Origin of the sequence: Bifidobacterium intestinale (genome assembly GCF_023656765.1) — a bacterium.
GTDB classification, from domain to species: domain Bacteria; phylum Actinomycetota; class Actinomycetes; order Actinomycetales; family Bifidobacteriaceae; genus Bifidobacterium; species Bifidobacterium hominis.
Genome location: NZ_JAMOKR010000002.1, coordinates 379232 through 391935, shown reverse-complemented (window position 1 = coordinate 391935; position 12704 = coordinate 379232). Strand labels below are relative to the sequence as shown.

Below are 12704 nucleotides of genomic sequence, written 5' to 3'. Positions count from 1 at the left end.
TCTCTCAACAACTCACGGCAAGTGGGGACGTCCTTTACGGGACGTCCCCACTTGGTGCCAATGCCATTCAATATGACGTTGCGATTATTGCGCGACTATTGCGCAGCTTCGTCCGCGGACATCATGGCCTGAGTGATCTGGTCGCGCATCTCATTGAAGCCACCAGGCGTCGAAGCAGGCAACACCACCGTCTTCGCGTTCTGCGACGAGGCAAGATTACGCATGGTGTCGAGATACTGGTTGAACAGCACCACATTGTTCACGTCGTTCACATTCATACCGACAGCCTGCAGACTCTTGATCTGGTCGACGATACCGTTGGCGATCTCACGACGATAATTAGCCTGACCCTCACCCTGGAGGCGTGTCTTCTCAGCCTCGGCGGCCGCCTGGGTCTCGATCTGAATACGCTGGGCTTCGGCACGCTGACGCGTGGCTTCCTTTTCGCGCTGTGCCGCGTTGATGGAATCCATGGCGTTCTTGACCTGTGGACTCGGATCGATGGCCGTGATCAGCGTTTTGACCACCGTGAAGCCGAAGCGGGACATTTCATTGCCGACGGTCTTCTGCACGTCAAAAGCGACATCGTCTTTGCGGGAGAATGCATCGTCCAAAGATAATGCAGGAATGGCGGAGCGAAGCGCATCCTCCATGTAGGAACGCAGCTGACCGGCCGGGTCGCGCAGCTCGTAGTATGCGGTCGCCACATTGCTGGGATCGACACGAAACTGGGTAGAGGCCACCACGGTAACGAACACGTTGTCGAGCGTTTTGGTTTCCAACTGCACGTTGAGCTGGTTGACACGCATGTTGGTTTTCATGGCGATGCGATCCACGAACGGGATTCGAATGTGAATGCCGGCGAACTGCACCTTGTTGAACTTGCCGAAACGTTCGATGATGTAGGCCTGCTGCTGCGGCACGATGAACAACGTGGACAAGAACAGGAAAGCGACGATAAGTGCAATGACAAGGAGCGTAATAAGGAACGGCATGACATTACTCCCTTCTTTGGTTTTCTCTCGAAAGCCTGTTGATTGACGGCTTTCCGTAGGTTCTGCAACCATTGCCGAACCCAAGCAAAAACTTACCAAAGAATGCAATCGCATGTAGACAATGTCCGCGAGTTGGGCAAAGTCCATTCGGAAACCGGACATCGACCGTCCGGAAGCCGACCCACATACGTCTACGAGCCGAACAGGAGACAATTCTCCTTGTCCGGCTCGTGAGATGGCATACGAGATGTTGGATCAGATCAGGCCGAGTTCCTTGCATTTGGCTTGCAACTGTGTGGCCGAAGGCTCCACCAGCCATGAGCCATCGGCAGCGAACCGAATCACGGGAATGTGCTGTTGTCCGCTAATCGCAATGGCTTTCTCTGCAGCACCATCCTCATGCTCGATATCATGAAGGTTGTAGGCGACCCCGAAACGGTCCAATGCTGCCTTGGCTCGACGGCAGTCACCGCACCAGTCGGCTCCATAGAAATCAATTGTCGTATCATCAGTCATAAAATCACTCCTTACGAGGCATTAATCACATCAAATTTAGACGATGCCTCAAGCAACATCTTCGTATACGCATCTTTAGGGTGTCGTAACACGGAACCGACAGCTCCATATTCGACAAGATGGCCGTCTTTCATTACCGTCACCTCATCCGCAACTTCCTGAACAATGCCCAAATCTCATACTCATGCCCCGGCAATCCCGGATAATGCACGGATTTGACCAGCGGATGCAGCAACAGATAGCTGGAGATCGCACACGCATTCTCCTGCTGGCGGTCCATGCGCAGAGCGAGCGTCTGAATACCACGACGCACCGAATCGCATTCGTTCGGCGCAAGTACGCCGCCCAAACGATTCTGTGCGAAGTAGACACGTTTGCCCAGCTCGTCGCCCTTGACCACCACAAGACCGGCGTTGACTTCGGAATGGCCGGCCAGATACTTGGTAGCGGAATGGATGACGATGTCGGCACCTTGGTCAAGCGGCTGCTGCAGATACGGGATAACGAATGTGTTGTCGACAATGGAAATCGCACCATAGCGATGAGCGATTTCGGCAATCTTCGTCACATTGTTGACCTGCAGCAACGAATTGGTAAGAACTTCGAAATACACGTCCTTCGCCGGACAACCACGCGCGGGTCCCTTGGCGGAGTGCCCGGAAACAGCGGCATCAAGCGCTTCGTAGTCGGCGGGTTCACAGCTCCGGTGTTATTGTCGTTGACCGGCAGTCCGTGAACAAGCTGAGTGTTGAATCTAGTCATGGTGCGCACCCCCTCGGGTTGTGGCTCATTGCCGCATGCCATTCACGCGGTCACTGGTACCCACTAAACCGCATCCTGCGTTTCAACGCGCGCCGCGCCTTATCAACGTTTGTTATAGAACGCGCGAATCGCCATAACGTTTTCTTGTAAGCGGCTATCAAACGGCGGAGATGCAAGGCATCGCACCGCAATCGCCAGTTCATGCATAAGGCTACGCAGGAAAAACTACGCTAGTACAGCAGCCACCCGGCGCACAGCCTCACGCAACTGGTCCTCAGATTTGAGCAGGCTGAATCGTACGTAATCCTTGCCTACTTTGCCGAAGCATGTGCCCGGCAGCGCGGCGACGGCCGCACGTTCCAACAGCGTGTCGGCAAACTGTTCACCCGTCTGATCTTCAGGAGCGTGTACCCAAGCGTAGATGCCGCCGTCTGAATCAAACACATCCAAACCGGCTTCACGCAATCCACCTGCAACGATTTCGCGACGAGACGCATACCGTTCCGCAAGTTCGGCCACACAGCTCTGATCCGACAGCAACGCCGCAGTGCCAGCGTCTTGAATGCTGGACGTAACCATGGAACCCATCTGATAGTGGTACTGCTTCACATGAGACACGATGTCGTCGTTGCCTGCGATGAAACCGGCACGCCAGCCGGCCATCGCATACATTTTCGACAGCGAACACACTTCCACCGCAACATCGAACGCACCCGGCAGTGACAGTATGCTGATCTGCTGCGCATCGACGCCCAATCCCGCATATGCGAAATCCTGCACGATCGCGAAATGATGCTCATGAGCCAAATCAACGGCATGCTGCAGAAACTCGCGCGGAGCCTGCGCACCCGTCGGATTGTTCGGATAGTTGAGCACCAGCACTTTCACACGATCCCACACCTGTGCAGGAACCGCGTCCAAATCCGGCAGGAACCCGCGCTCCGGCAACGATGGCAGCAGTATCTCCTCGGCACGGCTCATCACCGTCATGCAATGGTACGAAGGGTAATATGGATCCGCATACGCCACAGCGTCGCCTGGGGAAACCAGCACGGCGAACAACGCGGCCAAACCATCGACCGCGCCCTCCACGGCAAAAAGCTGCGTCTTCCAATCAACCTCGACACCATAAGTATTGCGATACCAACTTTCGGCGGCTCGCAGGAAGCTCGGCTTGCCATCAAACGGCGAATAACGGGCATTGCCCGGATCATCAACCGCCTTTTTGGCCACTTCCCGAATGAAATCAGCAGGAAATGCGTCCGGATTGCCTTTGGCCAGATCAATCACATCCGCTCCACCGGCAACCGCGGCAGCAACCTTACGATCCATATCGGCGAACACATTCGGCGGAATCGACTGCGCCACCGTAGTGAACGCAACAGGAGAAACATACGAAGTCATTAATCAACCCTCCCTATCATTGCGCAACTGTATATGCGCATATTCACGCATATATGCAACCATCAGTGCGTCACCTTGCGCGCGAACCAATCACCAATCCACTGAATGATCTGCACAATGACGATCAGAATAATAACAATCACAACGAGCACACCGGTTTCGTAACGGTTATAGCCGTATTGAATGGCCATATCGCCGATGCCGCCGGCTCCGATGGTGCCGACCATTGCAGAATAGCCGATCAGCGAAATGATGGTGAGCACCACACCGCGAATAAACGACGGCAAAGCTTGCGGAAATACCGCATCCACAATGATTTGGCGTGTGGTAGCGCCAGTGGAGATGGCAGCCTCAAGCAAGCCCGAATCAACTTCGGAGAACGCGCTTTCCGCGATTCGCGCGAAGAACGGCACTGCGGCGATCGACAGGGAGATTGCGCCACCGGTCGGCGTGTAAGGGTCACCCAAAATCAATTGCACAACCGGAATAAGCACCACCATGAGAATCAGGAACGGCAGCGAGCGAATCGCGTTTACGATGAACCCTACAATAACGTTCAGCGCATGATTCGGCGTAAACAAGCGGTTTTCAGTCAAATACAGCAGCAATGCCACCAGCGTGCCCAGTACCACGCCGATAATCGCCGACACCACAACCATATATGCCGTGTCGATCAGTGCTTGCCCAAGATTGTCTTGAAGGATTTCCAGAGTTTCTTCCATTGTTCTCACGCCTCCTGATTATCCGCAGCTTCGGTGGCCACAACCAGCTGCCCACGATCAAGTTCCCGATAGCTGAACACATGCGTTCTCAACGTGTTCAACGCCTGCAGCAGCGGCTCCCCCGCGCCGGAAACAAGCACAATCAGAATGCCGATGGCCTGCGAACCGAAATATTCCACATTCGCATGCAGCACGTCGATGCTCACACCGTAATCCTGCGCAACCTGGCTGATGAGCGGCTCGAGTGCCGCATCGCCCTTGTATCGCAGTTCCACGATGGTGCCGGCCGGCAGCGATGGCACCAATTGCGGTGGCACGGCAATGCCAAGGTAGCGTTCCACCAACGCTTTGGTGGTCGGATGTTTCGGAGCACTGAACACGTCGAACGTGTTGCCCTGCTCCACTACCACACCGTTTTCCATAACGGCCACTCGGTCGAAAATCTGCTTCGCCACGTCAAGCTGATGCGTGATGAACACGATGGTAATGCCCAGTTCGCGGTTGATGCGCTGCAAGAGTGCCAGAATACCTTCCGTGGTTTCCAGGTCGAGTGCGCTGGTGGCTTCGTCGCACAGCAGGATTTCCGGCTTGTTGGCGAGCGCACGCGCAATGGACACGCGCTGCTTTTGCCCGCCCGACAGGCTTGATGGGTAGCTGTCGATCTTGTTTTCCAAACCGACCAGTGCCAGCAGTTCGCGGACACGTTCCGGCCACTGCGCTTTCGGATATCCGCCGGCTTTCAGCGCGAATTCAATGTTCTTGCCGACCGTAACGTTGGTGATCAGGTTGAATCCTTGGAAAATAAAGCCGATTTTCTTACGCAGATCACTCAATTGGATGCCTTTGAGTGCGGTGATATCGTTGCCTTCGATCACCACATGGCCGCCTGTTGGTCGTTCCAGCAAATTGATGGTGCGCACCAAAGTGGATTTGCCAGCTCCGGAAAAACCCACGATGCCGAAAATCTCGCCTTTTTCTACACTGATGTTCACATGCTTGACCGCTTCGACGGTTCGCCCGCCTTCATGAAAAGTCACAGACACGTCGTTGAGTTCAATAACGCTCATGGTTCGTTCCTCGCTTCATTCGAGCACTTGTTCAAGTTCGTTCAATACGTTTTGTTCGATGAATCTTGTTTGCACATAAGGCCCGTATGAGTTCTTCGATTCATACGGGCCTTTGTATTACCGCACGCTATAGCGTCACCAAGTGGTCGGCTTGCCGAAATCCTTGAACTCGCTCTTGGCGATGGCGTCCTTGAATTTCTGGCTGACAAGCAGTTTCTTGACGGCCTTGCCGAAGTCGGAATCGACGTCCTGGGTGCGGACCACGAACACTTCGATCACACCATCATCCTGCTTTTCCAAGGCGAGCGCGGAACTCGGATCGAGTTTGGCTGCCCAAGAGTAGTTGCCCGGCACCAAAGCCACATCGACGGTGTCCAAGGAACGGGCCAGCTGCGCCGCATCGATCGTCTTGATTTTGAGGTTCTTCGGATTGGATGCGATGTCGTTGACCGTGGCCTTGGTAGCATCGACCTCGCCCTTGAGCGTCACCAGACCCTGCTGCTGGAGCACGCCAAGAGAACGCGCCAAGTTAGAGCCATCGTTGGCGATTGCGACCGTAGCTCCGTCTTCGATGTCATCGATGGACTTGTATTTGTTGGAATAGATGCCCAATCCCAAAGTCGGCGTCTGTCCAAGGGAGGTCAGGTCGAGATTGTTGTCGGCGGTGAACTTCTTCAGATAATTGCCATGCTGGAAAAGATTCGCCTGAATGGAACCGGATGCAAGTGCCTTATTGGGCTGCACATAATCGTTGAACAGCTTGGTTTTCAGTTTGAAGCCGTCATCTTTCAGCAGTGGCGCGATAACCTTGTCGACCATGTCGCCGTATGGTCCTGCGCACACGCCGACGGTGATTGTGGTGGTTTTGCCCTTCGTGGTGTTCAGACTGTTGGACGCGGATGCGCTGTTGCCGGAACCGCATGCCGCAACGGAAATAAGTGTTGCAGCGGCGAGTACTGCTGCGGCGATTCGTTTGATGCCGTTTGGCTTCTTGAAAATAGCGATGGTCATGGTTGTTTTCCTTCTCTCACTTGTTTTGAAAAATTACGGTTATTCCGTTACCGGCTTACTGGCTTCGACGTCGGCTTTGGCCTGTGCGACGATGCCTGGATTGTGGATGGCGAAGGCTTGTTCGGCGAGATGCACTTCGCGGGTTAGGAATTCGTGCAGCTTGCATTCGTAGCCATGCTCGCGTCCGACTTTGGCGATATAGCCGTTGATGTAGTCGACTTCCGTCGGACGTCCCTTAGTCAGGTCTTGATACATGGACGGATAGTGCAGCGGATGCGCCACTCCCGCGGTGTGCAGAATGGTTTCGACTTCCGTTTCGCGCGTGCCCAACAGTTGGTATCCGGCGGCTTCGGCTGCGCTGTAAGCTTCGTCGACCAGCTGTTCGGTGAGCCAACGCGCGTCGGGATGCGCATGGAATTCGCCGAAGCGGATCTGGTACATGGTACACAGCGTGTTCAGCACCGAGTTGAATACGATTTTCGCCATGCACATGCCGATGAAGTTGTCCACGATGGTCGGGTTGAGTGTGGCCGTTGCGAAATCCTCGTACAGCGCCTGCTCGTGTTTACGCACCTCGTCAATCACATCATCCGCGTAGGCACACAGGTTCATGGCCTTGGCATGTGCCCCGCCGGTGAAGTTGAAATCGCCGGGGCCGTACACGTAGGCACCGATCAGTGCGGTGCCGCCGTAAATGCGATCTTTGGAGAAGTATTCGTTGAGCTTTTCGAAGTGTCCATAGCCGTTCATGGCGGAGAACACAATCTGCTGTTCGTTGAACAGGTGGGCGCAGCGCTTGAGTACGCCGTCAAGCTGCATCTGCTTGAGGAACACGATCCACACATCTGGCTGGCCGGCGTATTCCTCCGGGTAGTACACGTTAATCGGCACGAGATGGCGGTCTTCACCATCTTGAGACACGTAGGCGCCGCCTTGCTCGCGAATCTTCTCGACGTTCGGCTTCCACGTATCGACAAAGTCGACGTCTTTATGCGCGAATTCCTGCAGCAGCACGCCGTACTGGATGCCCATGCCGCCAGCGCCAATCACCGCATACTTCATGTTCCCTGTCTCCTCTCTCCTGTGGTTTTCGTTGTTTTCAAGCGAATACCCACAAGATATCGGGAAACATCCTTGTCAATGCCGGCGTGGCTATATGCGATTCTTATCGGCTGTTGCAACGCCTATAAGGCGCTTCTATAGGGTGTTATCAGGCTGCTGTCGTCGCAAACGCAATACATGTGTGCACAATATATGAAGCGCATGGAATGCAGGCATCCCATGCGCTTCATATGACTATGAATCAGTTGTCGATGACTGATTCGTGGTAAATAAAAACCTACTTCACGTTCTTGATCCACAGGATCAGCAGCACGCCGCCCAATGCGCACAGGGCAGAGACGATGAATGCGCTGTAGTAGGTTCCGGTAACCGCAACCAGCATGGCGGTGGTGGCCGGAGCCAGCACCTGGCCGCAAGTATTGGCGAGATTGCCGAAGCCGATGTACTTGCCGCCGGTACGGTTATGCTGCGCCTCTTCAGGAATCACGTCGACGTTCAGAGCACCATCGACGGCGATGTACACGCCATAGCCGAGCCCGGCGAATGCGGCGTACAGCAGCACGCCGTTGACACTGCGGAACACCACCGGGCACAGCGTGCCGATGATGAACAGCACGCAGGCGATTGCAATCGGCATCTTACGCGCCTTAATCTTGTCGGACAGCGGGCCGGAGACAGCCAAACCGATCAGCGACACGACGAAGGTGACGGCGGACAGCGTGCCCATTGCCTTGGCGGCTTCCTGCACGGTCAGACCGACATAGTTCTCGAAGATGTACAGCGTGTACTGGGAGATCATGGCATAGCTGGCCATCATCAGCAGACGGCCGCCGCAAGCCTTGTAGAAGTCGTGCGCGCCCTTGAGCTTTGGAGGCAGCAGGTTCTCCAGCGCTTCCTTGGCAGCTTCGGCACCGCTCTTGCCGTCGCCATCGTTCTTGGAGCTGCGCTCGCGCGGCAGGATCAGCAGCGGGATGATGCCGGAGGCCGCAATCATCAGCGCGCCGACGACGAAGCCCATGTTCTGATACGGCTGTCCGAGGAACAGCGAGCTGAGGAACTGGCCGACAGGAGTGCCCAGCGCGGTTGCGCCCAGGCCTGCGGACAGCGTGCCGCGCACGGACTTGGGAACACGATCGGCGAGGATGGCGAACATCGGAGTCTGGATGGCGCCCTGGCCGAGGTTGTTCAGCATATAGCTGGCGGTCAGGCTCGGCACATCGCCGAAGGAGCCGAGCAGGTACAAGCCGATGCCTGCCACAATGGAACCTGCGAAGATCCATGGCGTGCGCTTGCCGAAGCGGGAACGAGTGTGATCGGAGAATGCGCCCCAGATGTAGCCGGACAGCAGACCAACGATCGCGGTCAGTGAGGTGATGGTACCGAGTGCGGTGGTGGCTTCCGTTTCGTTGTATCCCAGGTCCTTCAGATGCTGAGGCATGAGCGTATTGCCGTTCAGCACGAATGCGGCGCAATTAAGGATTGCGAAAATAACGAAGGCAACGAGGTAGCGAGCCGTCATTGCCCGCGAGAATGGTTCTCCTGTTTCCGGAGACAACGTATCCGGGTCTACGAGTACTTCACTGTTGCTCTGTGCGGTTTGCATGAGTAAGCTCCTGTGCTTATGTTGGCGCCCCTGCCGTAGAGACGACATAAGCCGCTGTTCAATATGCGTTCTTACAGCGTTTTACTGTAAGCCAGATAACACGCCGGAAATCGAATACTCGTATTTCCGGAAACGTTTCCGTGCATATTTAGCGCACGAACCCGCCTCGGAAAAGCGCCTTGCTCGCAGCAATCTCTCTTGCGCAAGCTACCGATAGCATGCCTGTACACGAGGGATTGCAGGGCATGTTGCCCGATGGTCCATATCATGGCCACCGGGCAGCATGCACCTATGAAACCGTCTTTGCCGGAAATCAGATCGCGTTACGGCGGCGTAGTACTGCGATCACAGCACCTGCCACAGCCAGCAGTGCTGCAACGCCGGCAACCAGAGCAATGCCTGCACCCGTGCTGACCAACCCGAGCTGGCCACCGTTGGCGGAGTCGTTGCCGTTCGCCGCACCGGTGGAGGCGGCACTCGCATCATGAGAACCGCCGCTTCCCGTGTTCCCGGTGTTTCCGATATTCCCGGTATTCCCGGTATTTCCAGCGCTGGAACCGCCGGACGTACTACCACCGGTGGAGCCGCTATCAGCTTTGACCAGCCCGGACTGAGCGTCCTTCAGCATCTTGAGTGCGGAGTCCACGTCGTCCTGAGTGGCGTTCTCATCGGCGAGGACCTTCTTCGCGGATTCCAGCTGCCCGGTGAACACCTTCCAGCTGTCGGCGGTATAGTCCTTCTCATCCAGCTTGCCGGCCTCGTCCACTGCGGACTGCAGCTTGGACTTGTCGGCGGAAACAGGCTCAGGCTCCTTGGCCGTCACAATCACCTTGAAAGTGGCGGAAACACCATTCTCGGCGTTAACGGCAGGAGTCACGGTGAAGGTCGTCTCACCGGCCTTGAGCGCATGAATCGTGCGGCTGTCGACAAGTTTCGCGGACTGCGTTGCAATACCATCGGCGTCTTCCTGCTCTTCGGCCGTCGCGACGGACGAGTCGGAGGACGCCCAGACGAGCGTTGCATCAGTCGCGTTAATCGGTTTGATGTTCACTTCCACATCAACGCTGTCACCTTCCGTCAGCGTCAGCACACCGTCCTTAAGACCATTCGCCTTGGCCGTCAGCGAGGTGATCGACTTGATCTCGCTGCCGTCCGCGGTGGTGTACTTCACGCTGCTCGAATCCACGGTGGGAGCGACCTGGATGTAGTCGAAGTTCGGCGCCCAACCGCTGGCCTTGCCGCTTTCAGAAGCCGTGCCCGTGTTCGCGTTGCCGAAGCGGATGGTATTCTCGCCCTTCTTGAGGTTCACGCGCACCGAAGTAGTCCAGAAGTTGCTCCAGCCACGGGTGTTGGCGAACACCAGGTGCTTCGAGGTCTCGCCGTTCACCGACATATCCGCCCAACGGTTCACGATCTGCCAGGTGTTGTTCGCGGTGTACTCCCACTGGGCGTAGCCGATGGTCAGCGTATAGTTGCCATCCTCCGGCACGGTCACCTTGTTGAACTGGAACCAGTTGTTCGCACCATTGCCGACGTTGCCGACGATGCGGCTGTTCGAGGCGTTGTTATCGGTACTCGCCTTGGCACTGCCGTTGAACGTGTTGGAGGAATCCTCCGCCTCGTAACGGGTCACCGAGGAGTCATCGGCGCTGGCTGTGCTCACCGAATCGATGAGCATGCCCTGGGTACCATAGCCTTCCACGGTGATCTGGTTGAGGCCCAGCGGCATGTAGATGCGAACCTTGGCAGTCTGCCAGGTGTTGGCATCCTTGGTTTCCGGCAGCTGGAGCGTCAGTTCCTGGGCATCGTTTCTTGCGGAGTTTTCGTTCGGATTGATCTTCAGCGTAACGGTGCGCTTCGCGTTCTGGCCGTCTGCCTTCGGAGCACTGTAGCGCAACATAACCTCGTTGTATCCGTTCTTCTTCGAATCGACGAAGAAGTCGCTGGATGCGGTGGCATCGGCGCCCTCGACGTAGCCGGTGCCGGAGTATCCGCTGGCATTACCGTAGGTCACCTTGGCGGTGCCGTTGCGGCGGGCGTATTCGGCTTCGACAGTGCTGTTGGAGACCTTGCCTTGCGACGTGGCCGGCGCGATAACCGCGTAGTAAGCGCTGTCGCCCTTGAGATTGTTCAGCGGCAGGCTGGCCTGGCCGTTGGCGATGCTGAGGTCCTGTTCCGCTACCACGTACGGGCCGTCGGAAGCAGCCGGAACGTTGACTGACACATTGCTAAGATTGGCCGGAGCGGTGGAATCGGTCGCATAGATTGTCACATGGGCACCGTTCGGGTACTTGTCGGGCAACGCGCTCAGGTTCAACGTCGTGGAATACGAGCTTTCGTTCGAGCCGCCAAGCAGGATCTGGGTCTGGTTGCTGTCCTTGTTGTAGGAGGCGAGCACCTGCGGCTTGCCGTTCTCATCAGGCAGGTCGACCTTGAGCAGATCGCCCTTCATGAGCCCGTACCAGTAGTACAGCCAGTAGGAACCGGTCACCTGGTTGTTCTTGGTGACCAGCCAGTCGAGATCGCCGGCCGGGTACCAGTACGGCAGCGCGCCCTGGGCGCCGGTCTTTTCGAAGCGGGCCACGTACTGCAGCAGACGGCCAGGTTTGACCTGCTCGATGGCCTTGCCGTTCTGGTCCTTCCATGCGTATTCGTTGATGCTGACCTTGATGGTCTGCCCCTGCTTGAGACCGGTGTTCTCGGGCGGCGCGTAATCGGAAAGAACATCCTTTTCCAGCGTCTTCCACTTCTGGAAGTTGCTCAGGTAGCTGCCGAAACCGGAACCGAGCTCATGCCAGGTGACGACATCCGGTACAGTACCATGCTCCTTGGCATTCTGGAAGAAGTCACGATAAAACCGGTCGGAGTAGGCGCTGTTGTTCGGGCCGCCGATACGGGCCTGCGGATATACCGAACGGATTGCTTCGACGGCCTTGTTCCAATCCTCGAAGAATTTCGTGCGAACGCTGTCGTACTTGCTGTTGTAGTTCGTCAAGTTGTAGTAGTTCGCGTCGCTGATGTCCGGTTCGTTGAACGGAATCCAGACGATGTCATCCTTAAGGTCCGGGTACTTGGTGTTGAACTTGGTGACCATTTCCTTGAGCTTCGGCACATAGTCGCCGTCCATGCCGCCATCGCCATAGGCCACATATGGGAAGTTCTTGTAGGCTTCCTTCATGTACACCTGGATTTCGCCACCGCCGTTGCGCTTCCACTGGTCGGTGGTGTTCAGCACATCGCCATTGGGGTGTTGCACGCCGTCTGGGGATTTGCCGACCAGCACGCTGTTGGAATCGAGCGACAGGCCGTTGAGCGTGGTGTCACTGGAAACGCCATCATCGGTCAGGCCATACAGGAAGCCTGTCGAACCGTGGGTAATCTGGCAATTGGTGTTGTTGGTGTTCTCGGTGCAGCCGGTCTGGTCGAGATGCACGGTCACTGTGGGATTCTCGATCGCCAGCGCGGTCGCAGCGCCGGAAGTCGCTGCCAATGCGGCCATTGTGGCCGTCGCTAGCAGCGCTGCCAGCGGTTTGCGGATTCTCATGGTTTTTCCTTTTCTTCT

9 protein-coding genes and 1 pseudogene are annotated in these 12704 nt (G+C 56.3%); all 10 read right to left on the bottom strand.

The features are described from left to right. Positions 1–95: 95 nt before the first annotated feature. A complete protein-coding gene (locus NBH13_RS04545; RefSeq protein ID WP_099570828.1) occupies positions 96–995 on the bottom strand; it encodes an SPFH domain-containing protein in 900 nt (299 codons plus the stop codon). A 255-nt stretch (positions 996–1250) separates the two neighbouring features. After that, a complete protein-coding gene (locus tag NBH13_RS04540; RefSeq protein ID WP_099595492.1) occupies positions 1251–1511 on the bottom strand; it encodes a mycoredoxin in 261 nt (86 codons plus the stop codon). Positions 1512–1698: 187 nt separating this feature from the next. Beyond that, positions 1699–2273 (bottom strand): annotated as a pseudogene (locus tag NBH13_RS04535) (PLP-dependent transferase); the annotation flags it as partial. A gap of 225 nt (positions 2274–2498) precedes the next feature. Beyond that, positions 2499–3677, bottom strand: a complete 1179-nt coding sequence (locus NBH13_RS04530) for a pyridoxal phosphate-dependent aminotransferase (RefSeq protein WP_250779121.1) — start codon at positions 3675–3677, stop codon at positions 2499–2501. Positions 3678–3739: 62 nt separating this feature from the next. Continuing rightward, entirely contained in the window at positions 3740–4399 is a 660-nt protein-coding gene (locus NBH13_RS04525) for a methionine ABC transporter permease (RefSeq protein WP_144090380.1), read from the bottom strand. A 5-nt stretch (positions 4400–4404) separates the two neighbouring features. After that, a complete protein-coding gene (locus NBH13_RS04520) occupies positions 4405–5466 on the bottom strand; it encodes a methionine ABC transporter ATP-binding protein (protein WP_250779120.1) in 1062 nt (353 codons plus the stop codon). A gap of 135 nt (positions 5467–5601) precedes the next feature. After that, complete coding sequence (locus NBH13_RS04515) at positions 5602–6477, bottom strand: MetQ/NlpA family ABC transporter substrate-binding protein (protein ID WP_250779119.1); 876 nt, start codon at positions 6475–6477, stop codon at positions 5602–5604. 39 nt (positions 6478–6516) lie between these two features. Then, positions 6517–7539, bottom strand: coding sequence for a ketopantoate reductase family protein (locus tag NBH13_RS04510; RefSeq protein WP_250779118.1), 1023 nt, complete (start codon positions 7537–7539; stop codon positions 6517–6519). Positions 7540–7816: 277 nt separating this feature from the next. Further along, complete coding sequence (locus tag NBH13_RS04505; RefSeq protein WP_250779117.1) at positions 7817–9142, bottom strand: MFS transporter; 1326 nt, start codon at positions 9140–9142, stop codon at positions 7817–7819. Positions 9143–9455: 313 nt separating this feature from the next. Beyond that, positions 9456–12686: a carbohydrate-binding protein gene (locus NBH13_RS04500; protein ID WP_250779116.1), complete on the bottom strand. Its 3231-nt coding sequence runs from the start codon at positions 12684–12686 to the stop codon at positions 9456–9458. Between the last annotated feature and the right edge of the window lie 18 nt (positions 12687–12704).

Coding starts and splice junctions, on each gene's coding strand:
- NBH13_RS04545 (WP_099570828.1), bottom strand. CDS start 995: ATGCCGTTCCTTATTACGCTCCTTGTCATTGCACTTATCGTCGCTTTC.
- NBH13_RS04540 (WP_099595492.1), bottom strand. CDS start 1,511: ATGACTGATGATACGACAATTGATTTCTATGGAGCCGACTGGTGCGGT.
- NBH13_RS04530 (WP_250779121.1), bottom strand. CDS start 3,677: ATGACTTCGTATGTTTCTCCTGTTGCGTTCACTACGGTGGCGCAGTCG.
- NBH13_RS04525 (WP_144090380.1), bottom strand. CDS start 4,399: ATGGAAGAAACTCTGGAAATCCTTCAAGACAATCTTGGGCAAGCACTG.
- NBH13_RS04520 (WP_250779120.1), bottom strand. CDS start 5,466: ATGAGCGTTATTGAACTCAACGACGTGTCTGTGACTTTTCATGAAGGC.
- NBH13_RS04500 (WP_250779116.1), bottom strand. CDS start 12,686: ATGAGAATCCGCAAACCGCTGGCAGCGCTGCTAGCGACGGCCACAATG.
- NBH13_RS04515 (WP_250779119.1), bottom strand. CDS start 6,477: ATGACCATCGCTATTTTCAAGAAGCCAAACGGCATCAAACGAATCGCC.
- NBH13_RS04505 (WP_250779117.1), bottom strand. CDS start 9,142: ATGCAAACCGCACAGAGCAACAGTGAAGTACTCGTAGACCCGGATACG.
- NBH13_RS04510 (WP_250779118.1), bottom strand. CDS start 7,539: ATGAAGTATGCGGTGATTGGCGCTGGCGGCATGGGCATCCAGTACGGC.